The sequence below is a fragment of the Kitasatospora sp. NPDC004723 genome (assembly GCF_040609255.1).
Classification (GTDB): domain Bacteria; phylum Actinomycetota; class Actinomycetes; order Streptomycetales; family Streptomycetaceae; genus Kitasatospora.
Genome location: NZ_JBEXJT010000027.1, coordinates 43,988 through 68,086 on the forward strand (window position 1 = coordinate 43,988; position 24,099 = coordinate 68,086).

The 24,099-nt window shown below is 74.4% G+C and carries 21 protein-coding genes and 1 riboswitch; of the genes, 14 read left to right on the top strand and 7 right to left on the bottom strand.

Annotated features, from left to right (window positions below; all coding sequences use genetic code 11):
• Positions 1–15: 15 nt before the first annotated feature.
• The 3 genes from ABZW10_RS24045 to ABZW10_RS24055 all read right to left on the bottom strand — a co-directional run bounded on the left by ABZW10_RS24045 (position 16) and on the right by ABZW10_RS24055 (position 4,917).
• Positions 16–1,665, bottom strand: a complete 1,650-nt coding sequence (locus ABZW10_RS24045) for a SulP family inorganic anion transporter (protein ID WP_355369388.1) — start codon at positions 1,663–1,665, stop codon at positions 16–18.
• 248 nt (positions 1,666–1,913) lie between these two features.
• On the bottom strand, positions 1,914–3,476 hold the full coding sequence (locus tag ABZW10_RS24050) for a threonine/serine exporter family protein (RefSeq protein ID WP_355369287.1): 1,563 nt from the start codon (positions 3,474–3,476) through the stop codon (positions 1,914–1,916).
• Between the two features lie 235 nt (positions 3,477–3,711).
• Complete coding sequence (locus ABZW10_RS24055; protein WP_355369289.1) at positions 3,712–4,917, bottom strand: amidohydrolase; 1,206 nt, start codon at positions 4,915–4,917, stop codon at positions 3,712–3,714.
• Positions 4,918–5,095: 178 nt separating this feature from the next.
• Here ABZW10_RS24055 and ABZW10_RS24060 point away from each other — a divergent pair, with 178 nt between their 5' ends.
• The 5 genes from ABZW10_RS24060 to ABZW10_RS24080 all read left to right on the top strand — a co-directional run bounded on the left by ABZW10_RS24060 (position 5,096) and on the right by ABZW10_RS24080 (position 8,899).
• Positions 5,096–5,587: an HPP family protein gene (locus ABZW10_RS24060; RefSeq protein WP_355369291.1), complete on the top strand. Its 492-nt coding sequence runs from the start codon at positions 5,096–5,098 to the stop codon at positions 5,585–5,587.
• A gap of 161 nt (positions 5,588–5,748) precedes the next feature.
• On the top strand, positions 5,749–6,483 hold the full coding sequence (locus tag ABZW10_RS24065; protein WP_355369293.1) for a hypothetical protein: 735 nt from the start codon (positions 5,749–5,751) through the stop codon (positions 6,481–6,483).
• Positions 6,480–7,274: a hypothetical protein gene (locus tag ABZW10_RS24070; RefSeq protein WP_355369295.1), complete on the top strand. Its 795-nt coding sequence runs from the start codon at positions 6,480–6,482 to the stop codon at positions 7,272–7,274. The genes ABZW10_RS24065 and ABZW10_RS24070 overlap by 4 nt, the downstream gene beginning before the upstream one ends.
• Positions 7,275–7,416: 142 nt before the next feature.
• Positions 7,417–7,803 (top strand): hypothetical protein, encoded by a 387-nt coding sequence (locus ABZW10_RS24075; RefSeq protein ID WP_355369297.1) that lies wholly within the window; start codon positions 7,417–7,419, stop codon positions 7,801–7,803.
• Between the two features lie 61 nt (positions 7,804–7,864).
• Positions 7,865–8,899 (top strand): hypothetical protein, encoded by a 1,035-nt coding sequence (locus ABZW10_RS24080; RefSeq protein ID WP_355369299.1) that lies wholly within the window; start codon positions 7,865–7,867, stop codon positions 8,897–8,899.
• A 42-nt stretch (positions 8,900–8,941) separates the two neighbouring features.
• Here ABZW10_RS24080 and ABZW10_RS24085 read toward each other — a convergent pair whose 3' ends face one another.
• The gene (locus ABZW10_RS24085; protein ID WP_355369301.1) at positions 8,942–9,832 is read right to left on the bottom strand and encodes a helix-turn-helix transcriptional regulator; all 891 of its coding nucleotides are present in this window, start codon (positions 9,830–9,832) and stop codon (positions 8,942–8,944) included.
• Positions 9,833–10,067: 235 nt separating this feature from the next.
• On the opposite strand from ABZW10_RS24085, the gene ABZW10_RS24090 reads away from it, so the two are divergent.
• The 3 genes from ABZW10_RS24090 to ABZW10_RS24100 all read left to right on the top strand — a co-directional run bounded on the left by ABZW10_RS24090 (position 10,068) and on the right by ABZW10_RS24100 (position 11,764).
• On the top strand, positions 10,068–10,271 hold the full coding sequence (locus ABZW10_RS24090) for a hypothetical protein (protein WP_355369303.1): 204 nt from the start codon (positions 10,068–10,070) through the stop codon (positions 10,269–10,271).
• A gap of 96 nt (positions 10,272–10,367) precedes the next feature.
• Complete coding sequence (locus ABZW10_RS24095) at positions 10,368–11,003, top strand: TetR family transcriptional regulator (RefSeq protein ID WP_355369305.1); 636 nt, start codon at positions 10,368–10,370, stop codon at positions 11,001–11,003.
• Positions 11,000–11,764 carry a glucose 1-dehydrogenase gene (locus ABZW10_RS24100; RefSeq protein ID WP_355369307.1) on the top strand — a complete coding sequence of 255 codons (765 nt, stop codon included), beginning with the start codon at positions 11,000–11,002 and terminating at the stop codon, positions 11,762–11,764. The genes ABZW10_RS24095 and ABZW10_RS24100 overlap by 4 nt, the downstream gene beginning before the upstream one ends.
• A 60-nt stretch (positions 11,765–11,824) precedes the next feature.
• Here the strand turns inward: ABZW10_RS24100 and ABZW10_RS24105 are convergent, their stop codons facing one another.
• On the bottom strand, positions 11,825–13,138 hold the full coding sequence (locus ABZW10_RS24105) for a cytochrome P450 (RefSeq protein ID WP_355369309.1): 1,314 nt from the start codon (positions 13,136–13,138) through the stop codon (positions 11,825–11,827).
• 478 nt (positions 13,139–13,616) lie between these two features.
• Between ABZW10_RS24105 and abc-f the strand changes: the two genes are divergently transcribed.
• From abc-f to ABZW10_RS24135, 6 genes are all read left to right on the top strand, one after another.
• Positions 13,617–15,251: a ribosomal protection-like ABC-F family protein gene (gene abc-f, locus ABZW10_RS24110; protein ID WP_355369311.1), complete on the top strand. Its 1,635-nt coding sequence runs from the start codon at positions 13,617–13,619 to the stop codon at positions 15,249–15,251.
• Between the two features lie 175 nt (positions 15,252–15,426).
• Positions 15,427–17,673, top strand: coding sequence for an MMPL family transporter (locus ABZW10_RS24115; protein ID WP_355369313.1), 2,247 nt, complete (start codon positions 15,427–15,429; stop codon positions 17,671–17,673).
• A 198-nt stretch (positions 17,674–17,871) separates the two neighbouring features.
• On the top strand, positions 17,872–18,978 hold the full coding sequence (locus ABZW10_RS24120) for a YhjD/YihY/BrkB family envelope integrity protein (protein WP_355369315.1): 1,107 nt from the start codon (positions 17,872–17,874) through the stop codon (positions 18,976–18,978).
• A gap of 124 nt (positions 18,979–19,102) precedes the next feature.
• The gene (locus ABZW10_RS24125) at positions 19,103–19,507 is read left to right on the top strand and encodes a DUF4259 domain-containing protein (protein ID WP_355369317.1); all 405 of its coding nucleotides are present in this window, start codon (positions 19,103–19,105) and stop codon (positions 19,505–19,507) included.
• A 115-nt stretch (positions 19,508–19,622) separates the two neighbouring features.
• Positions 19,623–20,483 (top strand): PIG-L family deacetylase, encoded by an 861-nt coding sequence (locus tag ABZW10_RS24130; protein WP_355369319.1) that lies wholly within the window; start codon positions 19,623–19,625, stop codon positions 20,481–20,483.
• Positions 20,484–20,685: 202 nt separating this feature from the next.
• A riboswitch (cobalamin riboswitch) is annotated at positions 20,686–20,924 on the top strand.
• A gap of 52 nt (positions 20,925–20,976) precedes the next feature.
• A complete protein-coding gene (locus ABZW10_RS24135; protein WP_355369321.1) occupies positions 20,977–22,086 on the top strand; it encodes a HoxN/HupN/NixA family nickel/cobalt transporter in 1,110 nt (369 codons plus the stop codon).
• Positions 22,087–22,161: 75 nt separating this feature from the next.
• On the opposite strand, the gene ABZW10_RS24140 is transcribed toward ABZW10_RS24135, so the two are convergent.
• Together ABZW10_RS24140 and ABZW10_RS24145 are read right to left on the bottom strand one after the other, a co-directional pair.
• On the bottom strand, positions 22,162–23,544 hold the full coding sequence (locus tag ABZW10_RS24140) for an erythromycin esterase family protein (RefSeq protein ID WP_355369323.1): 1,383 nt from the start codon (positions 23,542–23,544) through the stop codon (positions 22,162–22,164).
• Between the two features lie 176 nt (positions 23,545–23,720).
• Positions 23,721–23,984: a hypothetical protein gene (locus tag ABZW10_RS24145; RefSeq protein WP_355369324.1), complete on the bottom strand. Its 264-nt coding sequence runs from the start codon at positions 23,982–23,984 to the stop codon at positions 23,721–23,723.
• Positions 23,985–24,099: the final 115 nt, after the last annotated feature.

Genomic DNA, 24,099 nt, shown 5'->3' on the forward strand with positions numbered 1-24,099 from the left:
TAGGGGTTACCGAGGTCAGCGAAGGCAGGCGGGGGCGGCGGAGGCCGGCGGCCCGGTGGCGGCGCCCCGCGCCCGCAGGTGGGTGCGGGCGTGGGCGATCGCCTCGGGGGTGGTCGCGAAGACGTGGCCGTCGGCGCGCAGCGCGTCGAGGGTGCCGAGGGCGTCGAGGGGGCGATGGTGCTCGTCCCGGACGCCGGAGACCAGGACGAGCGTGCCGCGGCGGCGCAGCCGGCCGATGGCGTCGCCGAGGACGGTGGCACCGCTGGCGTCGATCGCGCTGACCCGGGACATCCGCAGGATGACGACGTCGACCTCGGCGGCCTCGGTGAGTTCCAGCAGGAAGCGGTGCGCGGCGGCGAACACCAGCGGTCCGTCGATCCGGTAGGCGACGATGTGCTCGGCGAGCAGCGCCTGCTCCTCGTCGTGGTGGTCGGCCGGCGGCAGGTCGGCGTGCAGCGGGACCTGCTCGACCCTGGCCGCCCGTGCGACCGCGGCGAGCGCCAGCACGCCGGAGACGAGCAGGCCGACCACGACCGCGGTGACCAGGTCGAAGGCCAGGGTGGCGGCGGCGGTGAGCAGCAGGACGGCGGCCTCGCCGCGCCCGGTCCGGGCGAGCGCCCGCAGCGAGCCGACCTCGACCATCCGCACGGCGGTGGCCAGCAGGACCCCGGCCAGGGCCGCGAGCGGGATCCCGGCGACCAGCGGGGCGGCGGCGAAGACGATCACCGCCAGGACCGCGGCGTGGACGAGGGCGGAGAGGCGCGACACCGCGCCGGAGCGCACGTTCACGGCCGTGCGGGCGATCGCGCCGGTGGCGGCGACCCCGCCGAACAGCGGCGCGGCCAGGTTGGCCAGACCCTGGCCGAACAGCTCGCGGTCGCTGTCGTGCCGCTCCGAGACGCTCATGGCGTCCGCGGCGGTCGCGGACATCAGGGACTCCAGCGCGGCCAGTGCCGCGACGGCGAACGCGGAGGGCAGCAGGGCGGGGACGGCCGGGAGGTCGAGGAAGCCGAGCGAGGGCGCCGGGAGTCCGGCGGGCAGATGGCCGATGGTGGCGACCGGCAGGCCGGCGGCCCCCGCGGTGACGGTCGCGGCCACGACGGCGACCAGCGAGAAGGGCACGGCGGGTCGCAGCCGGGCGCCGATCAGCGTCACCGCCGCCACCGCGAGGGCCAGGCCGAGCGCCGCCCAGTGCGGCGACGCGGCGAAGGCGCGCACCGCCCGCGCGGCGACGACGGCGGGGTTGTCGCCGTCCGGCTTGCTCACCCCGAGTGCTCCGGGCACCTGCTGGAGGGCGATGACACCGGCGATCCCGAGGGTGAAGCCCTCCACCACCGGCACCGGGACATAGGCCATCCACCGGCCGGCCCGGGCGAGCGCGAGGGCGACGAGGATCACACCGGCGAGCAGCCCGACGGTCAGGACGCCGCCGGTCCCGTAGCGGGCGATGATCGGTACCAGGACGACGGTCATCGCCCCGGTCGGCCCGGACACCTGGAGGTTGGAGCCGCCGAAGAGCGCGGCGAGCGCGCCGGCGATCACGGCGGTGGCCAGCCCCGCCTCGGCGCCGGCGCCGGAGGAGATGCCGAACCCGAGTGCCAGCGGCAGCGCGACGATCGCGACCGTCACCCCGGCGAGCAGGTCCTTGCGGGGCGAGCGCCCCATGGTGGCGATGGTCTCCCGGTTCGGCAGTACGGCGCGCAGCCGGCCGGGAACGGAGGCGGTGATGTTCACCCTGCCTCCCTCTTGCTCGTCCTCACCGGTGTTCTTCCTCTTCCTCACCGGCCTGCGGCAGGTCGGTGCCGATCCAACGGCACGCCAGCATGTATGAACATGAAGAATTTTTCAAGTCGCTGATTCGGCATGCGCCGGATCCGGACAGTAGCGACCGGACTGGCGGCCGACGCCGCGGCTCAGCGGCGGTGGCGGCCCCGGTGGCGCGCGGGCGGGACCGCGCCCGGCGCCGGGGCCGGGAGGAAGAGCCGGGCGGCCTCGCGGCCGAGGTTGACGCCGATGGCGAGCGCCATGGCCATGGCGCAGGCGTGGGCGACGCCCCGCAGGCCGGTCACCGCGTCCCCGCGGACGAAGGCGAGCAGGGCGAAGTAGAGCACCGAGCCGGGCAGCAGCGGCCCGAGGGCCGCCGACACGTGCGGGAGCGCGGAGGTGCCGCGATGGCGGGCCATCACCTGGCCGGCCAGGCCGACCAGCCCGGCGGCCAGGGCGGCGGCGGCGACCGGCTGCTGGCCCGCGCCGACCAGCACGCCGTAGGTCGTCCAGCCGGCCGTGCTGTTCAGCAGCACCGCGGGCAGCGCACCCGGTTCGGTGTTCAGCATCACCGCGAAGGCCAGGGTGACCAGCACGGCCGCCACCAGTTGCAGCGGCGGGTTCGAGGCTCCGACCGGAAGATCGCGGGCCGCGAGGTCCGCGCCGTGGTTGATGCCGACGTAGAGCACGGCCGTCACCCCGATCACCACGCCGGTCATCATGTACAGCGCTTCGAGCATGCGGGCGGCGGCCGTCAGGTAGCAGCCCGCGAGTCCCTCCTGCGCCGCGGCGACCAGCCGCCACCCCGGCAGCAGCGCGTAGAGCCCGCCGGTGATCACCGCCGAGCCACGCAGGTGCAGGCCGTTGAAGGAGAGCAGGATGCCGATCAGCGCGGCCGGCGTCGCGGCCAGCACGAACTGGTAGAACTCCGGGAGGTCGTGACGGGCCACCAGTACGGCGAGCCGGTCGCCCACCAGGGCCGCGACGAAGGCGCTCGCGAACACCAGTCCGGCCCGGGCGTCGGTGCGGCCTCCGACCAGCACGGTGGCCGCCCCGGCGAGCAGCCCGCAGGACAGCGCGACCAGCCACCCCGGGTAGCGGTGGCCGGACCGGAGCCCGGCCGCGAGCCGGCGGTGGGCCTCCTCGACGTCGATCCCGCCCGCCGAGATCCTGGTGACCAGCCGGAAGAGCAGCGCGAGGCGCGCGTAGTCGCCGGACGGCCGGCGTACGGACCGCTCCACCGTCAGCGGCGGCTCGGCCGGGCCCGGCCGGTAGGAGACGGCGACCCGGGTGAACGTGACCTGCGGGTCGCACGGGTGGACGCCGTAGGCGCGCGCCACCGCGAGCATCGCCGCCTCGACGTCCTCCGCCGCCTCGCCGCTGGCCAGCAGCAGTTCCCCCACCAGCAGGGCGAGGTCGAGCACCGCCGCCACCTCGGCCGGATCCGGCCGGTCCTCGCCGGGGAGGTCGGGGAGCAGCGGGCGGGCGGCGGTGGGCATGCGGAGCAGCGGGAGCATCCGGTCCGGCCAGGAGGTCGCCCCCAGGCCGGTGACGGCCCGGCCGTCCATCGGGGTGCGGGCCTGGAGCGGCACCTTGTCCGGCCGCGCCGGCAGCCGGGACGGGCCGGCCGGACCGGCCGCGCCGGCGGGTCGGGAAGGGTCGACTGGTCCGCCGGGCTCGGCGCGTGGGCCCAGCTGTTCGTGTTCCGGCATTGCCGCTCCCTGGCCGTCACCCCCCATGGAGTCGCCCAGTGTATGCGAACGACTACCCGGTGCGACCGTCCGGTGAACGCGCCGCGCGTGCGCAGGCGCACCGGGGTGGAGTGAGGGCGGACCGTTCGCGCCGGTCAGGTCGGGACGCGCCACGGACACCGCCGTCACCACCCCGGACAGCGGCCTTCCGGCAGGCCTTCCGGAGGGCCTGCCGGAGGACCTGCCGGCGGGCCTTTCAGACGAGCAGACGGCCGTCCCTGGCGACCACCCGGCCGGCCCGGACGACGAGGTCGCGCGGCGGGAGGTCGACGACGACCTGCGGGAGGCACTCGCCGTCCACCAGCAGGAAGTCGGCGGGTGAACCCGGCCGCAGGGTGACGCGCGGCAGGTCGAGCAGGTCCGCGCCACCGTCGGCGGCGAGCGCGAAGCAGTCGGCCAGCTCCCGGTCGGTGCGCGCGTCCGTGGTCCAGCCGAGCAGGTGGGCGCGGTGCAGCATGTCGGCGTTGCCGTAGGGGCTCCAGGAGTCGCGCACGCCGTCCGAGCCCAGACCCACCCGCACGCCGCGCGCCTGGAGCTCGCGGAACGGCAGCACCTGGTGCGCGGAGGGAGCGACGGTGGTGAGGCCGACGCCGGCCTCGGCCAGCCGGTCGGCGAGCTCGGCGAGCCGGTCGCCGGCCAGCTCCGGGACGCAGAAGGCGTGGCTGACCACCACCCGGCCGGCCAGGCCCGCGGCCCTGGTCCGGGCGATGATGTCGCGCAGCGGGTCGAGGCCGCGCCCGCCCCGGTCGTGCAGGTGGACGTCCAGCCGCAGGCCGTGACGTTCGGCCAGGTCGAAGACGAGGTCGAGCTGGGCGGGGCCCTCGCCGTCGGGCCCGCCGTCGAAGCCGGCCGGGTCGATGCCGCCGACCGCGTCGATCAGCCCGCTCGCCGCCGCCTCGGCCAGCAGTTCCCCCGCGCCGGGCGTCCGGCGCACGCCGTGCTGGGGGAAGGCGACCAGCTGGACGTCCAGCGCCCCGGCCAGCCGTTCGCGCGCCTCGGCCAGCCCGGTCACCCCGGCCAGCCCGTAGGCGGGGGCGACGTCGACGTGCGCCCGCACGGCCCGGGTGCCGGAGGCGACGGCGTGGGCCAGCAGCCGGTGGGCGCGCTCGGCGAGCGGGGTGCGCTGGTGGTGGTGGAGGTCGACGTCGCCCCGGACGTACTCGGGCAGCGAACCGGCCGGGCGCCGGCTGTACCAGGGCTCGCCCCAGGCGGTCTTGTCCGGGTGGATGTGCGCGTCCACCAGGGTGGGCAGCGCGATCCGGCCCCCGCCGTCGACGACGGTCGGCTCGGCGCCCTCCGGCAGGCGCTCGACCAGCACGCCGTCGACGGCGAACAGGTCGACGGACCGCTCGGCACCGTACGGTCGGACGTTGCGGAAGACGGTGGCGGCGGTTCCGGCCATGGGGAGTCAACCCTCTCTGCGTGCATGGTCGCTGCGGTGGTTCCGGGGTCGCCACGGAAGGCGGTCCGTCCACGGAGTGTCCGACGACCGTCCAACTGGCGAAACATCCCACCTTTTCTTGCAACAGTCTGTTTATCATCCCCGGGTCCCCCCGTTCCCCACCCGGAGCCACCCGCGCATGACCACGCCGCCCACCGCCCAGTCCTCCCGACCGCATCCGCTGCACGCGCTGCGGGCGTCCGCCTTCGCCATCGGGGCGCTGCTCCTGCTGGCCGGGATCGGTGTGCTGGTCCACCAACCCCTGCTGATCCCGCCGGTCGCCGCCAGCGCGGCCCTGGTGCACGGCGCGCCCGGGCTGCCGATCTCCCAGCCGCGCAACGTGGTGGGCGGTCAGCTGCTCGCCGCGCTGATCGGCTACGGCACCCTCGCGCTCACCGGCAGCACCGCCTGGGGCGCGGCGATAGCCGCCGGACTCGCGCTGGGCGCGATGATGCTCTGCCACCTGTCGCACTCCCCGGCCGTCGCCAGCGCCGTGGTCGTGGTGCTCCAGGCCCCGCACGCCTGGCCGTTCCTGCCGCTGCTCGTGCTCTCCACCGTCCTGCTGGTGGCGATCGGCCTGCTGCCGGGCCGGATCGGCGGGCATCCGGTCCGGTACCCGCTTTCCTGGTGACGGCGGAAGCGGGGGGTCATCCGATCGGATGACCCGCTTGTCCGCCGGCCGGCTCCCGCTGCCCGTCGCCGTCCTCCCGGCCCCTCCGGGCAGCTGAGGCGCCTGGCCGATTCCCGGGTCGTTGGGAGAGGATGCCGTCAACGGGAACAGGGGGGCGGTCGATGGAGTACGAGCGCGAACTGGTGCGGCGGGCAAGGGAAGCGGCCGTCGCGAACGGAGGGTCCGTGCTGGCGACGGCCCAGTGGCTGGGGAGGGAGCTGGGACTGCCCGGCGCCCCCGGGGAGGACGTCGCGGACCGGCTCGGCACCCTGCGGTCCATCGTCTGGCAGGCGTTCCGGATCACCGGCGGGCAGGCCATCCTGATCATGGCCTGGTCCGGGCTGGGGAGGGACGGCCGGCTCGACGAGGACGGGCTGGAACGGGAGGTCGGGCGGCTGCTGCCGCGGACCGGGGACCTCGACCACGGCGCCGTCGACCGGGACCGGTTCGCGCACCGGATGCCCCGGCGGATGCTGCTCACGGCCACCCAGGACGACCTCCCCGTGCACCTGCCGGGCGAGTCCCGGCTCGTGTCCTACGGGCACTCCCGGCTCCTGGTGCTGCGCGGCCGGGCCACGGGCCCGGACGGCGACGGCGCCCTGCTGGACGTCGAGTTCCAGGCCGTCCGGGGGATGCGGGTCCGGCCGCTGTACCGCGACCTCGTCATCGACCGCGCCCCCGGATCCCCCGCACCGGAGGCGGACGCCGAGGCGGTGGCCGCGATGGACGCGCTGCTGGGCCCGGATCCCGGCGGCCACGACCACCGGCTGCTGCTGGCCGACCGCGACGGGCGGGACTTCGTGGTCTGCCACCGCTTCCGCGTGCACCGGCTGGACCCCTCGGAGGCCACGGCATGACCCAGGACGGGAACACCCCGGAACCGCCGGCCCGCAGGCGCCGGCCCACCCTCGAGGAGATCTTCGAGGAGGACGACCGGAACGAACGCGCCACGGTCCGGGCGCTGCGGGAGTTCGCCGCGCGGCACGACGGCTCGGTCCACCGGACGCTGCGCGAGATGGCGGCCCGGCAGAACTGCGCGTGCGGCCCCGTGGAGAAGGCGGACGAGATCCTGATGCAGCTCGGGCTCGCCTTCGACCTGGACCCGGTCGACGCCGCGCGCGCCGCCTGCTGGAGCGGCCTCGGGCTCGGCGGCACCGTCTCCGACGCCGAACTCGCGGAGGCGGTCGGAACGCGGTTCGTCGCCCGACCCGAGCACCTCCGGTTCGGTTCCTCGGACTTCTGGAGGACGGCCGGGCGGCAGGCCCGGACCAGGACGCCGCTCGGCGGCGAGGACAGCGCGAGCGGTCCGCCGGGCGAACCGCTCATCGTGCTGGACCGCAGCACCCGGCTGCGCTCGTACACGGCCGAGGACCGCCGGCTCGTGCTGCAGAGCGGGGACGGCCGGCCCGGGTTCGGCCGGCTGGAGGTCGAGTTCCGGGACGTCCGGGAGATGACGGTCCTGCCGGAGTACGACGACTCGCTCACGGTCACCGAGGAGCCGGGGCCCGGGCCGTACCGGCACTTCCTGCTGGCGGGCGGCCGAGGAGGCCGGGGAGCCGTCCACTGCGCGTCCGTGCACCTCTACCACTCCGAGCCCGCGGGGGCCGGCCGCGAGGGGGACGAGCCACCGGACCCCTGGGGGACCTGACCGGCGCACCCGCGTGCGGGCCGGGGAGGCGCTCCCGGCCCGCACGGCGACGGTCCCCGGTGATCGTGGGAACGAGGCGGGGTACTACGCTGACGGCGATGGGACGTACGTCAACGAACGTCCTCGACAAGGGGGGCTGGGGATGACTCCGCTCGGGCTCGATGTGGCCGTCTGGTGGTGGGTCGCGCTGCTGGCGACGGGGGTGTACCTGTGCGTCATGGTGCCGCACATGCCGACCCCCGGGTACCGCGTGCGGACCGCGCTGGCACCCGTCGCCATGGTGCTGTTCGGGCTGGCGAGCTACGCGGCGAAGCAGATGGAGCCGGCCACCGTGCTGGCGATGTACACCTCGGCGGTGCTGGTCTTCCCGCTGGGGGCCGTCGGGCACCGCAGGAAGCTGGCGCAACGCCTGATGGCGGCCGAGGAGGCGGGCGAGTCCGAGGACGGGACCTGGCCGATGGCCATGGTGGCGCAGACCTTCCTGGCCTGCGTGGTGATGATCACGGCCTACTTCCTGGTCAAGCCGTAGGCGCTCTCTTTCGGCTCATGCCGGGCGGCGGAGGGACGCGGCGGCGGGCAGAGTGGACCGCGTGCGCGATCATGCTCCACTGATGCGGCGGCGGGCCGTCCTGGTCGGCGGGCTCGGCGTGGCGCTCGGCGCCGCCTGCGGCTGCTCCAACAGCGGCTCGAACGGTGCCGGCTCCCGGGAAGGCGCCACGGCGCCCACCTCGCCGGCTCCCCCGGGCCCGGCCGGCGCGCCCACGACCACACCCCTGCCGACGGCCTCCGCCACCCTGCCGACGGCCACGCCCTGGCGCCCCGGGCCCGGCGAGGTGCAGCCGGACGTCAAGCTGCGCGCGGTCGAGCTGATCGAGGCGCTGGGCACCTGGGGCCCGGGCGGGCAGGGACCGGCCGCGGCCCGGGAACGGGTGGCGGCCCTCGGACTCCCGCCGCAGCTCGCCGACCAGGCGGGACCGCTGCTGCCCGCCGACGCCGAGGCGGTGGTGGAGGTGATCGACGCCCAGTACGGCGGCATCCTCGCGGACTCGGCGAGCGTCCTGGTGGTGTGCCGCCAGTGGTCCGCCACCGGTTCCGCCGTCACCGCCGGCGGGACGACGGTGGACGTCCGGCTGACTGCGGCGAGCCCCCGCTGGACGGTCACCGCGCTCCATCCCGCCGATCCGGGGCCCGCCGCGCCGCAGCTGCCGGCGCTCGCCGGCCGGGTGCTCGCCGAACCCCGGATCGTCCTGCCGCCGGCGGCCGTCGCGGACCTGCGCAGCGGCTCGGTCCACGACAGCGTGCTGCAGGCCATGCTCACCCTGGCCGGCCCCTACTCCTTCCAGGTCAGCGTGGTCCGCTCGGGCCACCCGCTGAACGTGTTCGGGACCGACCGGCCCAGCGACCACCCGGCCGGCCGGGCCTTCGACACCTGGCAGATCGACGGCCACGCCGTGGTCGACCCGGCCACCCCGCGCGACCTGGTCGAGGGTTTCATGCGGGCCGCCGCCGCGGCCGGCTCCTACAACGTCGGCGGGCCGCTGCTGCCGGCGGGCGGTGCGACGGCCAACCAGTTCTTCACCGACGACACCCACCACGACCACGTGCACGCGGGCTTCCTGAGCTGATCCACGGGCGCCCGGACGGTCCGTGAGGCCCCGGACGCCCCGTCAGACCTCGGCCGGACCGTCGGCGGACGGCGGCGCCGCACTACGCGCGGCGGACGGCGCGGACCCGGGCGCCAGGGCACGGGCCAGCCGGCGCAGCCCCCGCTCGGAGCCGGATCCCGGGGCGGCGGTGTACACGGCCATCACCTTGTCCGGATGTCCCGCGAGGTGCAGCGCCTCGGCGGAGAGGCTGAGCAGGCCCACCGCCGGGCAGGCGATCAGGACGTTCGCGTGATCGTTCTCCTGCACCACCTGCTCCGCCCAGAGCCGGCGGAACACCGCGCTGCACGCCCGCAGTTCGCCGATCTCCCGGGCGAGGCCGGGGTCGTGCGGCCACGTGCCGACCTCGCCCCGGAGGTAGGACACGGTCTCGCGGGCCTTCTCCTCCCAGTTGACGAACACCCGGCGGGCGCGCGGGTCGGTGAAGACCAGCCGCCCGACGGTGCGGCGGTCCGGGTGGACGCGGGCGAAGTCGATGAACACGGCCGCCGCCAGCCCGTTCCAGGCCAGCACCGAGCCGCCCCGGCCCACCAGGTAGGCAGGCGTGAGGAGCATCGAGTCCAGCACCCGCTGGATGCCCGACCGCCGGTCCGGGGGAAGGCCGGCCTCCTCGCGGTCGGTCGGGCGGGCGAGGCCGCGCAGGTAGCGGCGCTCCCCCGGGCTGAGCCGCAGGGCGTCGGCCACCGCGTCGAGGACGGCGTCCGAGACCCGCGACGCCTGCCCCCGTTCCAGCCGGGTGTAGTGCTCCACGCTCAGGGCCGCCAGTGCGGCGACCTCCTCGCGGCGCAGGCCGGTCACTCTGCGGATGCCGTGGGCGGGCAGCCCGACCTCGTCGGGGCGAAGCCTCGCCCGCCGGGAGACCAAGAAGTCACGGAGAGCTTCAGCGATATCCACAGCAGTGATTGTCACACCGCCCCCGCTGTCCACCCATCCACCGCGAGACGTACACCGGCGGACGGAAATCCGACCGTGGCGGTACCCGAACGTCCGCGGCGGGAGCCGTCGTTGCGCACAGGGAAGGCCGTTGCGCCAGGGCACGCTCTGCCCTCCCTCGGGTGGGGACCGGGGCGCATCCTCGTTCCACCGGCGCCGTCTCCCGGCGGGTCGGCTCACAGGAGGAGGACCAGCCTTGGCCACCAGGACCACCACCCGGACCACCACCCCCCGGACCGGCCGGCGGCGCGCGGTCACCGCGCTCGCCGCGCTCGTCGCCGTGTGCGGCATGACCGTCGGCACGGCCGCCACCGCCTCGGCGACGGCCGCGCCGCCCAAGAAGTGCAAGATCGAGGTCTGGTACCAGGACCACTGGGTGACCGTCTCGACCAGCTGCTGACACCCTTCCCGCCCCTCGGCCCCGCCGTCCCGCGACGGCGGGGCCGAGGCGTTCTGCTTCATTGACGTTAATAATGCCCAGTATTAATCTGGTCGTATGGCAAGAACGTCGGCGGGCCATGAGACCCGCGAGAGGCTGCTGCGGGCCGCGGAGGAACTCTTCGCGACCCGGGGCGTCGAGGCCTCGCTGACCAAGGACATCGTCCGGCTGGCCGGGCAGAGCAACCCGTCCGCCGTGCAGTACCACTTCGGCTCCCGCGAGGGCCTGCTCGACGCGATCATGGCCGCCCGCCAGGAGCGCACCGAGCGGGCGCTCGCACCGGACCTGCCGGCGCTCGCGGACGCGGACCTGCCCGGACTGCTCGGCGCGCTGGTCACCGCCGAGGCCACCGAACTGCGTACCGAGCAGGGCCGGCGCTGCCTGCGGATCTCCGCGCAGATCAGCCACAACAGCGGCGTCCGCACCCGGACCCCGCACCCCACCCTGGCGGGCGGCGGCTACTGGCGGCTGATCGAGCTGACCGAGGAGCGGATCTCCGCGCTGCCGGAGCCGATCCGGCTGGAGCGGCTCGACCTGGTCCTCACCCTGATCGGCGCGGCGCTCGCCGACCGCGCGCAGCAGTACCTCGCCGGATCCGCGCCGCTGACGGACGAGGAGACCTTCCTCGCCGACCTGGTGACGGTGTCCGCCGCCATGCTCGCCGCCCCCGCCCCCCGAAGGAGCACGTCATGAACGACCTGACCGGCAAGACCGTCATCATCACCGGAGGCGCCCGCGGCCTCGGCGCCGAGGCCGCCCGACTGGCCGTCGCGGCCGGCGGCAACGTGGTGATCACCGACGTCCTGGAGGACGACGGCCGGACCACCGCCGCCGAGCTCGGCGAGCGGGCCCGGTTCGTCCGGCACGACGTGACCTCCGAGGAGGAGTGGCAGCGCGTGGTGGACTTCGCGGTGGCGGAGTTCGGCGCGGTGCACGGCCTGGTCAACAACGCGGGCATCTCCACCGGCACGCTGCTGGCGGACGAGAGCGTCGAGCACTTCCGCCGGGTGCTGGACGTCAACCTGACCGGTGTGTTCATCGGGATGAAGACCGTCGTCCCGGCGCTGCGCGCGGCCGGCGGCGGCTCGATCGTCAACATCTCCTCGGCGGCCGGCCTGATGGGCCTGGCGCTGACGGCCGGCTACGGCGCCTCCAAGTGGGGCGTGCGCGGCCTCAGCAAGATCGGCGCGGTCGAGCTGGGCACCGAGCGGATCCGGGTCAACTCGGTGCACCCGGGCATGACGTACACGCCGATGACGGCCTCGGTCGGCATCCAGCGAGGCGAGGGCAACTACCCCAACACCCCGATGGGCCGGGTCGGCGAGGCCCCGGAGATCGCCACCGCCGTGGTCTTCCTGCTCTCCGACGACTCCTCCTACGTCACCGGCGCCGAGCTGGCGGTGGACGGCGGCTGGACCACCGGACCGACCGTCAAGTACGTCATGGGCCAGTGAGCCCCGCGCGACCGCGCCGTCCCGGAGGGTGCCCGGGGCGGCGCGGCCGCGTTCGCGCCGTCAGGCCCGCGGGCCGTGCAGCAGCACGGGGAGCGTGCGGTGGCCGTTGGAGATCAGCGACTCCACCGGCCGCAGCTCGGCGTCCGGGGCGAGCACGAGGTCCGGGAAGCGCTCGAAGAGCCTGCTCAGGGCGGTGCGGCCCTCCAGCCGGCCGAGCGGGGCGCCGAGGCAGAAGTGCACGCCGTGACCGAAGGCGAGGTGGTCCTTGTCCACCCGGGTCAGGTCGAAGACGGCGCCGTCGGTGTGCCGGGAGGGGTGGCGGCCGGCGGCGGCGTAGGAGGCGAGGATCGCCTCGCCGCGGCGGACGGTCACCCCGCCCGGCAGCTCGATGTCCTCCACCGCGTAGCGCAGCGGCAGGTGGGCGACGGGCGCGTCGCGGCGCAGCGTCTCCTCGACCACGTCCTCCCAGCCGACCTTGCCCTCGCGGACCAGGGCGAGCTGGTCGGGGTGGGTGAGCAGGTTGGCGATGCCGTTGTCGATCAGGTTCACGGTGGTCTCGTAGCCGGCCGAGACCACCAGCAGCAGGGTGTCGAGCAGTTCCTGTTCGCTCAGCCCGGCGTCGCCGCCGTCGGCACCGCTGTCGACCCCGTCCCCGGCCCCGCTCTCGCAGGCGGCGATCAGCGCGGAGGTCAGGTCGTCGCCGGGCTCGCGGCGCTTGGCGGCGATCAGCTCGCCGACCATCCCGTAGAAGGCCACCGCGTTGGCCTCCGACTCCGCCGGGGTGAGCGTGGTGTCGAAGGCGCCGTCCACATGGGCCCTGAAACGATCCGTCAACTCGAGTGGAAGGCCGAGGAGTTGGGCGATGACCTGGATCGGCAACGGGTAGGCCAGGCGCTCGCGGAGGTCGACCGGCGTACCGGGCGGCGTCGCGGCGAGGTCGTCCAGCAGGGCCTCCGTCAGCTCCTCCACGCGCCCGGCGAGCTCGTTGATCCGGCGGGCCGTGAAGGCGGTGCCGACCAGCCGGCGCAGCCGCCGGTGGTCCGCGCCGTGGGCGGTGAACATGCTGCGCACGGTCACCCAGAGGGCCAGCGGCCAGCCGGCGGAGATCTCGGGGAGCTCGGGCCAGTGCCGGCGGCCGTCCTTGGAGACCCGGGGGTCCTTGAGCAGCTCCTCCAGCAGGTCCGGGTCGGCCACCGCCCAGGCCTTCACCCCCAGGATGTCGACGGGCGTGGCCGGTCCGCGCGCGTGCAGCTCGGCGGTCTCGGCGTCGCGGTCACGGCCGGTCGGGTCCAGCACGAGACGGTCCACAGGGGCTCCTTCGGTCGTACGGCGCAGGGACGCGGCACGGTCCGGACCGTGCACGGGGACGAGCATGCCGCCGCGCGTCCGCCGCGTCGAGAGGGCCTTCGCGGTGCGGATGACACCCTTCCGGGGCACCACCCGAACAGCCGTCCCACCGTCAATCGGCCGATGCGCGCGGTCGCTTCACCGCCGCACCCTGCCGGAGGTCGGCCACAACGTGCCGCAGGAGGCGCCCGCCGACGATCGCGCGGGCCGTCCTGGACGCCGACCGGGCGGCACGGGCCTCCGCTGTCCCCCTGCGGATCCATCCACCTGCGGCGCGGGGCCCGTGCTGCTACAGTGGCGAGAACGTTGATCTTTCGTCGAGGAGACCGGACATGGTGGTGGACGACGACATCTCCGGGTGATACCCGGACCGACAGGCCGCTCGCCGGTGCGCTGAAGCACCGTTGCCGCGGCCCGGCTGTCGTCCCCTCCTCCCCCTCGTCCACTCAGGGGACAGGTGTGTCCTTCCCTGCCCCTGAAGCCGTCACCCCGTGAGGTCGTCTTCATGTCCGGCGCTTCCGTCGTCTGCTCCACCCTGTCCTTCTCCTGGCCCGACGACACCCCCGTCTTCCAGGACCTCTCCTTCGCCGTCGGCGCGGGCCGCACCGGCCTGGTCGCGCCCAACGGCAGCGGCAAGAGCACGCTGCTGCGGCTGATCGCCGGCGAGCTGCGGCCCACCGCCGGGTCGATCACCGTGGACGGCACCCTCGGGTACCTGCCGCAGACCCTCCCGCTGACCGCCGGGCTGACCGTCGCGGAGGTGCTGGGCGTCGCGGAGATCATCCGGGCCATCGACGCGGTGGAGTCCGGGGACGTCGACGAACGGCACTTCACCACCATCGGCGACGACTGGGACATCGAGGAGCGCACCCGCGCCCAGCTGGACCGCCTGGGCCTGGGCTCGCTCACCCTGGACCGCACGCTGCGCACCCTCAGCGGCGGCCAGATCGTCTCGCTGGGCCTGGCGGGCCAGTTGCTGAAGCGGCCCGACGTACTGCTGCTCGACGAGCCCACCAACAACCTCGACCTGGACGCCCGGCACCGGCTCTACGACACCCTGGAGGACTACCACGGCTGCCTGCTGCTGGTCAGCCACGACCGGGCACTGCTCGACCGGATGGAGCGGATCGCCGAACTCGACCGGGGCGAACTGCGCCTGTTCGGCGGCAACTTCACCGCCTACGAGGAGGCCGTACGGGCCGAGCAGGAGGTCGCCGAGAAGAACGTCCGCAACGCCGAGCAGGAGCTGAAGCGGGAGAAGCGGGAGATGCAGCTGGCCCGCGAGCGGGCCGACCGCCGGCAGAGCAACGCCGCCCGCAACCTCAAGAACGCGGGCCTGCCGAAGATCTTCGCCGGGAACATGAAGCGCGGCGCGCAGGAGGCCGCCGGACGGGCCGGCCAGGTGCACGCCGGCCGGGTCGGCGAGGCGAAGGCGCGCCTGGACGAGGCCGGGCGGGCGCTGCGCGAGGAGCAGCGGATCGTGCTGGACCTGCCGGACACCCAGGTGCCCGCCGGGCGCACCCTGTTCCTCGGCGAGGGGCTGCGCGTGCGGCTCGGCGAGCGGGAGGTCTTCACCGGCGCCGGCGTCGACCTGACCGTCCGCGGCCCGGAGCGGATCGCGCTGACCGGCCCCAACGGCGCGGGCAAGAGCACGCTGCTGCGCCTGCTCACCGGCGACCTCGCCCCCGGGGGCGGCGAGCTGCGGCAGGCCGACGGGCGCGTCGCCTACCTCTCGCAGCGCCTGGACCTGCTCGACCCGGACCGCACCGTCGCGGAGAACTTCGCCGCGTACGCCCCGGAGCGGCCGGAGGCGGAGCGGATGAACCTGCTCGCCCGCTTCCTGTTCCGCGGGGCCCGGGCCCATCTGCCGGTCGGGGTGCTGTCGGGCGGCGAGCGGCTGCGCGCCACGCTGGCCTGTCTGCTCTGCGCCGATCCGGCCCCGCACCTGCTGCTGCTGGACGAGCCGACCAACAACCTCGACCTGGTCAGCACCGGGCAGTTGGAGAACGCCCTGAACGCCTACCGGGGCGCGTTCGTGGTGGTGAGCCACGACGAGCGCTTCCTGAGCGGGATCGGCATCACCCGCTGGCTGCGGCTGGCCGACGGCGAACTGCGGGAGACGGCGGCTCCGGTGCGCTGACGGCCGCCGGTGCCCGGGCAGGGGCCGGCCGGACGGCGGTCGGCCCCTGCCCGGGCGTCCGGCCGCACACCGCCGCCGGGGCGACTACCCGCCGGTACCGGTGCGCGGCGCGGCCCGCCGGGGAACGCTGCGCCGGATCGGCGCGCAGCCGCGCCGGAGACCCCGGGAGCCGTCCATGCCGCCGTCCGACCGCCGCTCCGCACCGGCCGCCGCGCCCGCGGCCAAGCGTGCGGGCCTGCGCCGCCTGGGCGAGTGGTGCGCGCGTCACTCGCTGCTGGTCATCGTGCTGTGGATCGTGGCGCTGGCCGCCGTCCAGGCCGCCAACCGGACGGTCGGCGGCACCTACTCCGACGACTTCTCACTGCCCGGCACCCAGGCGGCGCAGGGCAAGGAGGTCCTCCAGGCGCACGAGCCGGCCGCCGCAGGCACCAGCTCCCAGGTGGTGCTGCACGACGCCGCGCCGCTGACCGGCTTCCAGACGCAGATCGGCCAGGCCGTCTCCGCGCTCCAGGCGCTGCCGCACGTGCTCGGTGCGCAGAGCCCGCTGCCGCCGCCCGGGCAGCCCGCGCCGCCCGGCGGACCGCTGTCGGCCGACGGGCTGACCGGCTACATCACCGTCCGGTTCGACACCAACCCCACCCTGCTCGGCGACGACTACCTGATCGGCGTGGACGCCGCCGTCGCCCCGCTGCGGGCCGCCGGGGTGCAGGTGGAGTACGGCGGGCCGCTCGGCGAGCTGGCCCGGCCGGCGCCGGACGACCGCTCCAGCGAGGCGATCGGCTTCGCGGTGGCGATCGTGGTGCTGCTGGTCGGCTTCGGCAGCCTGCTCGCGGCCGGGCTGCCGCTGCTGACGGCGCTGTTCGCGGCGGTGGTCGGCCTCGGCGTGCTGGGGCTGATCGCCGCGCTGTCCACCTTCGCGACGGTGGCGCCCACCCTGGCGACCATGATCGGCATCGGCGTCGGCATCGACTACGCGCTGTTCCTGCTCACCCGGCACCGGCAGAACCTGATGGACGGCGTGGACCCGGTCACCTCCGCCGGGCAGGCGGTGGCCACCAGCGGGCGCGCGGTGCTGGTCTCCGGCTGCACGGTGATCATCGCACTGTCCGGGCTGTCGGTGTCCGGCATCTCCTTCATCGCCAAGCTCGGGGCCGCCGCCGGGGTCACCGTGGTCACGGCTGTGCTCGGCGCGCTCACCCTGCTGCCCGCGCTGATGGGGCTCATCGGCCGCCACATGGACCGGATCTCGATGCGCCGGCCGATCGCCGAGAGCGGCGGTGCCCGCGGCGAGGAGACCACCGGCGCCTGGCACCGCTACGCCCGGCGGGTGGAGGCGCACCCCTGGCGCTACCTGGTCGCCGGCGTGGTCGCGCTCGGGGTGCTGTCGATCCCGCTGTTCTCCATCCAGCTCGGCCACATCGACGACGGCGCCGACTCCACCGACTTCACCGACCGGCGCGCCTACGACCTGATGTCCCAGGCCTTCGGCCCCGGCTCCAACGGGCCGCTCACCCTGGTCGTCGACCAGGGCGCGGTGCCGGCCGGCAACCGCCCCGCCGTCCAGGCCTCGGTGCAGCAGGCCCTCACCGGCCTGCCCGGCGCGGCGAGCGTCGGCCCGCTGCAGACCAGCCCCGACGGCGTGGTGCTGTTCAACACCGTCATCCCGGCCACCGCGCCGCAGGACCGCGCCACCACCGACCTGGTGAACCGGCTGTCGGACACCGTGCTGCCGGACGCCGTGGCCGGCACCGGCGCGAAGACCTACGTGACCGGCAACACCGCGGCCCAGGTGGACTTCCTGGACATCGTGTCCAGCCGGCTGGTGCTGATCATCGCGGTGGTCGTCGGGCTCGCCTTCCTGATCATCCTGGCCGTCTTCCGCGGCCTGCTGGTCGCCGTCAAGGCCGCCGTGCTCAACCTGCTGTCGATCGCGGCCTCGTACGGGGTGGTGGTGGCGGTCTTCCAGTGGGGCTGGGGCGGGCCGGCGCTCGGGGTGGCCGGGAAGGTGCCGATCGAGAGCTACGTGCCGATGATGATGTTCGCCATCGTCTTCGGACTGAGCATGGACTACGAGATCTTCCTGCTCTCCCGCGTGCACGAGGCGTGGGTGCGCACCGGCCGCCCGCACGACGCCGTCGCGCACGCCCTGGAGATCACCGCCCGGGTGATCACCTGCGCCGCGCTGATCATGGTCAGCGTGTTCGCCGCGTTCATCGTCAGCGACAACATCGTGATCAAGATGATGGGCCTCGGTCTGGCCGTCAGCGTGCTGGTCGACGCCACGATCGTGCGCCTGCTGCTGGTGCCCGCCGTGATGACCCTGCTGGGCGCCGCCGCCTGGTGGACGCCGCGCTTCCTCGACCGGATCCTGCCCCATATCGACACCGAGGGCGAGGGCGAGCAGGTGCAGACCCTTGGGTGACGGAGGGCGTGGGACAGGCGGTCGACAGCGGCGCCGACCGCCGGCGCCGTGGTACGCCGAGGGCGGGCGGGAGGGCCTGACCGAGCACCTGGTGGGCTCCACCGTCTGCCCGGAGCAATGAGGCGGCGAGGCGGTCTCGGCGGTTGGGAGGGCGCGCGTCCAGGTGTCCCGTCGCGCGGCTGGGGCAGACGCGCGGGCGTGAATCCGATCGAACGCGCCCTGCGCGCGGTGGACCGCTTCCAGCAGCGCCACCGCCCGCCCGCCTTCGTCTTCGGGGTGATCAAGAAGTACGGGGACGACCGCGGCGGTCTGCTCTGCGCGCTGCTCACCTACTACGGCTTCGTCGCCCTGATCCCGCTGCTGCTCCTGCTCAGCACCGTGCTCGGCTTCGTCCTGCACGGTCACCCCGGGGCGCAGCAGGCGGTCGTCAACTCCGCGCTCGCCGACTTCCCGATCATCGGCGACCAGCTGCGCCAGAGCACCCACTCGCTCCAGGGCAGCGGACTGGCGCTGGTCATCGGCGTGCTCGGCCTGCTCTACGGCGCGCTCGGCGTCACCCAGGTGCTCCAGCACGCGATGGCCGAGATCTGGAACGTGCCCGGTGTGCGGCGGCCCGGCTACTTCCCCCGGCTGGCGCGCGGACTGCTGCTGTTCGCCGTCCTGGGCACCGGGCTGGTGCTGACCACGGCCGGCGCCACGCTGGTCGGCACCGCGCTGGGCGGGCTGCCCGCGCGGATCGGGGCGCTCGTCGTCTCGGCGCTGCTGAACACGGCGCTGTGCCTGGCCTGCTTCCGGGTGCTCACCCCGCGCGACGTGCCGACCCGGTCGCTGTGGCCGGGCTGTCTGCCGGCCGGGCCGCTGTTCACCGCGCTGCAGGCGTTCGGCTCGCTGCTGGTCGCGCACGAGCTGCGGCACGCCGGGCAGGTCTACGGTTTCTTCGCCACCGTGATCGGCCTGCTCTTCTGGCTCTACCTGACCGCCCAGGTCACCGTGTACGCGGCGGAGACCGACGTGGTGCTCGCCCGCCGGCTCTGGCCGCGCAGTCTGCTCCAGCCGCCGCTGACCGCCGCCGACCTGGACGTGCTCGCCTTCGTCGCCCGGCAGGAGGAGCGCCGGCCCGAACAGCGGGTGGACGTCTCGTTCCACGACACGGGCGCTACGGAGCCGGAGGGCCCGGAGCGGAGCGGCGGGGAGCCGGAGGGCCCGGCGCCGGACCACGGGGAGCCGGAGGGCCCGGAGCGGAGCGGCGGGGAGCCGGAGGGCCCGGAGCCGGACCACGGGGAGGCCGACGGCCGGGCCGGGTGACCGGGGTGCCCACCGGTCGACGGGTTCGGCGGGACGGCCGCCGCCCCGGCGATGTCAGTGCGGTCTGCTTCGATGAGCGGGACAGACACCGGGACGGACAGCGGGACCCTTCGAAGGAGACCTTGTGGGCACGTGGGGCAGCGGGAACTTCGAGAGCGACACGGCCCTGGACCACCTGTCGCTCGTCATCGACCGGCTCGTCGACGAGGTCGCCCAGGCGATGGCGGGCGACCCCGTCGAGCTCGAACCCGACGAGTACTGGGGCGTCGCCGTGCCGTGCAACCTGGAGCTGCTGCTCTCCCTCGCCCGGGCCGGCCACGGCGCCGGCGACCTGCCGGAGGCCCGCGTGATCATGCAGTGGAAGACGACGTTCATGGCCGTCTGGGAGCGGAGCATCGACGGCCTGGAGCCCTCCCCGGGGTTCAAGGAGGCACGCCGGTCGGTACTGAACCGCACGTTCGACCAGTTGGCCGAGGCCATCGCCCGGAACGCGGCGGCCGATCCGAGCGGGCCCGGCTCCCCGGAATAGGGGACCGCGGCTCCCTCGTTCCCAACAGTCGATCAGAAACACGGCGGACCGCGCTCTGTCGGCCCCGTGCCGCAGACCGAGGCCGAACACTCGGCAGACCTAAGGATGAGCCCCCATGACCGACCGGCCCCTGACCCTGATGGCCGTGCACGCCCACCCCGACGACGAGGCCACCGGCACGGGCGGTGTGCTCGCCCGCTACGCGGCCGAGGGCATCCGGACGGTGCTCGTCACCTGTACCGACGGCGCCTGCGGAGACGGCCCGGGAGGAGTCAAGCCCGGCGAGGCCGGACACGACCCGGCGGCCGTCGCCGCGATGCGCCGTCAGGAGCTGGAGGCCAGCTGCGAGGTCCTCAAGGTCGACCACCTCGAAATGCTCGACTACGCGGACTCCGGGATGATGGGCTGGACCGCCAACGACGCGCCCGGCTCGTTCTGGACCACGCCGGTGGACGAGGCGGCCGCCCGCCTCGCCGAACTGATGCGGCGCTACCGGCCCGACGTCGTCCTGACCTACGACGAGAACGGCTTCTACGGCCACCCCGACCACATCCAGGCCAACCGCATCACGTCGCGGGCGCTGGAGCTGGCCGGCACGACGCCGAAGGTGTACTGGACGACGGCCCCCCGCTCGATGATGGCGCGGTTCGGGGAGGTCATGCGCGAGCTCGGCGCGGACTGGGAGGAGCCGGGTTCCGAGGAGCCGGGTTCCGAGGAGTCGGGCTCCGGGGAGTCGGAGATGCCCGAGATCGGCCTCCCCGACGAGGAGATCACCACCTGGGTGGACACCACCGCGTTCGGCGGCCAGAAGTTCGACGCGCTGGCCGCGCACGCCAGCCAGGGCGAGAACATCTTCTTCCTGAAGATGGGCAAGGAGAAGTTCACCCAGCTGATGGGCGTGGAGACCTTCGTCCGGGTCCACGACACCACCGGCGCGGAGCTCCCCGAGAACGACCTCTTCGCCGGCCTGCGCTGAGCAGCCCCCACCCGGCGGCGCGCCCCGCGCCGCCGACCGGGATGAGCCGTCGCCCGGCCGGGCGACGGCTCATCGGTCATCGACGGGGACCGGCCGGAGGAAGGATCGCTCCAGGTCAGAACCACCCCCTCGACCGTGCGGACCCGCCCTGTTGCGACGGGCACGCAACTGCACAGCCTTGTCGGCAGGAGGGCCCAGCCCCTACGGTGTTCCCCGCCGTGGTGCTCGGGAAGACCGGTGGCGGCCCGTCAGGGCCCAATCCGGCGCGGCCCTCGCCACTGTGAAGGGAAGTACCCCCGACGTGCCCGCGACCGACGCGGGCAGTCACCGGTGCCGTACGGCACACGGGAAGACGAGTCAGGGGTGCGCTCCGCCCTGCCCGGACGCGGGTGCGGCGGTACACCCGAAGCCAGGAGACCGGCCACGGCGCGCGCAGTACCCCCCGGCCCCGCCCGGGGGTGCCCCCATCGAGGAGCTGGAGAGGCCGCCCGTCATGACCCTCACCGACGACACGTCGTCATCGACCCTGCCCAGGGCCCCGCGCTGGCAGCGCGGGGACACCGTCCGCACCGGCGGCCTGCTGGCCGTCATCGCCGCCATGCACGTCGTCGCCTTCGGCACGCTGTTCCTGCTGGTCGCCCCGGAGAAGTACGAGGTCGGCACCCAGGTGTTCGGCGTCGGCCTGGGCATCACCGCCTACACCCTCGGCATGCGGCACGCCTTCGACGCCGACCACATCGCCGCCATCGACAACACCACCCGCAAGCTGATGGCCGACGGCCAGCGCCCGATCTCGGTCGGCTTCTGGTTCGCGCTCGGGCACTCCAGCATCGTCCTGGCGATGGCCGCCCTGGTCGCCGGCGGTGCCCAGTTCGCCGGCACCCTGGTCGACGACCAGTCCACCGTCCGCGGCGTCCTGGGCGTCATCGGCACCGGTGTCTCCGGCACCTTCCTGTACCTGATCGCCGCCCTCAACCTGTTCGCCCTGGGCGGGATCCACAAGGTCTACAAGGCCATGCGGGCCGGGCAGTTCGACGAGCGCCAGCTGGAGAAGCACCTCGACGAGCGCGGCTTCATGAACCGCTTCCTCGGCCGCCTCACCAAGTCCATCACCCGCCCCGGCCAGATGTACCCGCTCGGTGTGCTCTTCGGCCTCGGCTTCGACACCGCCACCGAGGTCACCCTGATGGTGATGGCCGGCTCCGGCGCCGCCTCGGGGCTGCCCTGGTACGCGATCCTCTGCCTGCCGCTGCTCTTCGCCTGCGGCATGAGCCTGTTCGACACCCTCGACGGCACCTTCATGAACTTCGCCTACCACTGGGCGTTCTCCAACCCGGTCCGCAAGGTCTACTACAACCTCACGATCACCGGCCTGTCGATCGCCGTCGCCTTCCTGATCGGCACCATCGAGCTCGTCGGCGTGCTGCACGAGAAGCTCGACCTCACCGACCCCGTCACCACCTGGATCGCCGACATCAGTCTCGACAACGTCGGCTACGTCATCGTCGGCCTGTTCGTCGTCGTCTGGGCCTGCGCCCTCGGCTACTGGCGGCTCGGCAACGTCGAGCAGCGCTGGAGCGCCCGGGTGGAGAAGACCGGCTGACGCCCCTCCGGACCGCGCCGGCGCGCGCCGCATCCCGACCGGGGCCCGGCACGGCCCCGGTCGGAGCGGACCCGATCAGAACCTGCGCGCCTCGGTGACCTGGTTCAGATGGATGAGCACGTCGTAGGCCCGGCCGATCGCGAGCCGCGGCAGCGGGTCCTCGACGAAGATCGTGCCGGCGTCGTAGGTGGGCCGGCTGACGTCCAGCCAGTCCCGGGCCGCCCGGGGAGCGGTGCGCAGGTCGACGTAGTAGTCCCGGTAGCGGACCCGGTCGAGGGTGTACTCGTTCATGTCCGGGGTGGCCGCCGGGACGGTGACGGACTTCCAGCCGCCGGTCAGGACCGCGTCGGTGGTGAGGAAGGAGCCGCTGTCGAAGGTGAAGCCGATGGCCACGTAGTCGCGGCCGTAGGTGTCGCGCAGCTGGGAGCCCTGCGGCTCGGGGTACAGGAAGGTGTCGGTGGACAGGTAGCCGGCGTGGCCGTTGTGCGCCGACATCAGCACCTTGCCGCCGGTGCGGCGCTGCCACCAGGCGGTGTTCTCGGCCATCGCCCGGTCGCGCAGCTGCTCCGAGGCCGCGACGGAGGCCGGGTCGCCAAGGTCGAAGGTGGCGAAGGCGAAGGTCTGGGCGATGTTGCGGGCGTGCTGCACGGCCCACTCGTACGCGTCGTCGCCGGGGGTGCCGCTCGCGGTGACCAGGTCGAGCGCCTGCTGGGCCGTGGCGGCGTTCTCCCGGCGCTCGGCGACCGGCCTTCCGATGTAGGCGAAGAGGTCGTCCAGGGGCCGCAGGCCGGCGTAGAGCCCGTCGAGCTGCGGCAGAGCGGCGGGCCTGGCCTGCCGCACGTAGGAGGTGACCCGGTCGAAGGCCGGGTCGCCGAGCCTCGGGAGGCCGAGGTCGTCACCCACGAAGTGGACCGGGTCCTTCGGGTGGCTCCGGTTGTGGGCCCGCATCCAGGCGATCAGGTCGGCGAACTCCTCGCGCTCCCACGGGCTGCCGCCCAGGACCTCCTTGACGAGCTGCCAGGCGTCTCCCGGGCCGCCCTGGACGTACTCGTCGATCTGCAGACCGCTGGTCCAGCTGGTCTCCAGGGCGAAGCTGGTGAAGCCCTTCTCCTCGACCAGGTAGCGGAAGACCCGCTGCTTCATCGCGAAGAACTCGTGCGAGCCGTGGGTGGCCTCGCCGAGGCCGACCACCTTGGCGTCGCCGATCATCGCGCCCAGCGCGTTCAGGTCGGCGGTGCGGCCGCCGGCTTCCGTGGTGCGCAGCGGCTGGGCGACGCTCTCCAGAGCGCGCACGACCTCGGCCCGGCGGGCGTGCTCGGCGTTCACCTCCGCCGTGGCCGCCGGTCCCACCGGGGCGGCGACCGCCGCCACCGGGGCCGGCACGGCCACTGCCGCCACCGCCGCCACCGCCGCCGTCGCCAGCAGTCCGCGCCGCCCGATCCGCTTGCTGTCCGTCATCGTTCCGGTCCACTCCTCGACTCGGCCTGAACGCCGTCGACCTCGGCGTTTCGGTGAGTCGATCCTGGCTTCGGCGGCGACGGCGGCGCACTGGGGACGGCCTCCGGCCTTCCTGGGGGCAACCCCCCGGCGGAATTCGGTGGGCGTCCCCCCGCCCGCCGGGGGGCCGCCGTCCGTTACCGGGTGCGCAGGGCCCGCTCGCACTCGCGGCAGCGCTGCTCGGCGAGGGTCGGCGGGTACCAGGGTTCGCCCAGGCCGGGCCGGAAGTGGGCGTGCTCCATGTCCCCGGTGTCCCGGCCGCACAGGGTGCGGGGCAGCGGGTCCTCGGGCACGTCCGGGTCGGAGCCGGCGGCGTGCACGGCCGCGACGGCGGGCTCGACCCCGTCGGGGCCGAGGACCCGGGCGGGTTCCAGCTCGTAGAGGACGACGATCGAGGCCATGGCACGAGGATCGGCCGCCCGGGCCGCCGGGACACCCCGGGGTGGGCTGTTCGGGGGCCGGGGACGGTTCGAGGGCGCGCCCAGCGGGGTCGGAAGCGGTGCGAAGGGCGCGAAA

Coding starts and splice junctions, on each gene's coding strand:
- ABZW10_RS24045 (WP_355369388.1), bottom strand. CDS start 1,665: ATGGGGCGCTCGCCCCGCAAGGACCTGCTCGCCGGGGTGACGGTCGCG.
- ABZW10_RS24050 (WP_355369287.1), bottom strand. CDS start 3,476: ATGCCGGAACACGAACAGCTGGGCCCACGCGCCGAGCCCGGCGGACCA.
- ABZW10_RS24055 (WP_355369289.1), bottom strand. CDS start 4,917: ATGGCCGGAACCGCCGCCACCGTCTTCCGCAACGTCCGACCGTACGGT.
- ABZW10_RS24060 (WP_355369291.1), top strand. CDS start 5,096: ATGACCACGCCGCCCACCGCCCAGTCCTCCCGACCGCATCCGCTGCAC.
- ABZW10_RS24065 (WP_355369293.1), top strand. CDS start 5,749: ATGGAGTACGAGCGCGAACTGGTGCGGCGGGCAAGGGAAGCGGCCGTC.
- ABZW10_RS24070 (WP_355369295.1), top strand. CDS start 6,480: ATGACCCAGGACGGGAACACCCCGGAACCGCCGGCCCGCAGGCGCCGG.
- ABZW10_RS24075 (WP_355369297.1), top strand. CDS start 7,417: ATGACTCCGCTCGGGCTCGATGTGGCCGTCTGGTGGTGGGTCGCGCTG.
- ABZW10_RS24095 (WP_355369305.1), top strand. CDS start 10,368: ATGGCAAGAACGTCGGCGGGCCATGAGACCCGCGAGAGGCTGCTGCGG.
- ABZW10_RS24100 (WP_355369307.1), top strand. CDS start 11,000: ATGAACGACCTGACCGGCAAGACCGTCATCATCACCGGAGGCGCCCGC.
- ABZW10_RS24105 (WP_355369309.1), bottom strand. CDS start 13,138: ATGCTCGTCCCCGTGCACGGTCCGGACCGTGCCGCGTCCCTGCGCCGT.
- abc-f (WP_355369311.1), top strand. CDS start 13,617: ATGTCCGGCGCTTCCGTCGTCTGCTCCACCCTGTCCTTCTCCTGGCCC.
- ABZW10_RS24115 (WP_355369313.1), top strand. CDS start 15,427: ATGCCGCCGTCCGACCGCCGCTCCGCACCGGCCGCCGCGCCCGCGGCC.
- ABZW10_RS24130 (WP_355369319.1), top strand. CDS start 19,623: ATGACCGACCGGCCCCTGACCCTGATGGCCGTGCACGCCCACCCCGAC.
- ABZW10_RS24135 (WP_355369321.1), top strand. CDS start 20,977: ATGACCCTCACCGACGACACGTCGTCATCGACCCTGCCCAGGGCCCCG.
- ABZW10_RS24140 (WP_355369323.1), bottom strand. CDS start 23,544: ATGACGGACAGCAAGCGGATCGGGCGGCGCGGACTGCTGGCGACGGCG.
- ABZW10_RS24145 (WP_355369324.1), bottom strand. CDS start 23,984: ATGGCCTCGATCGTCGTCCTCTACGAGCTGGAACCCGCCCGGGTCCTC.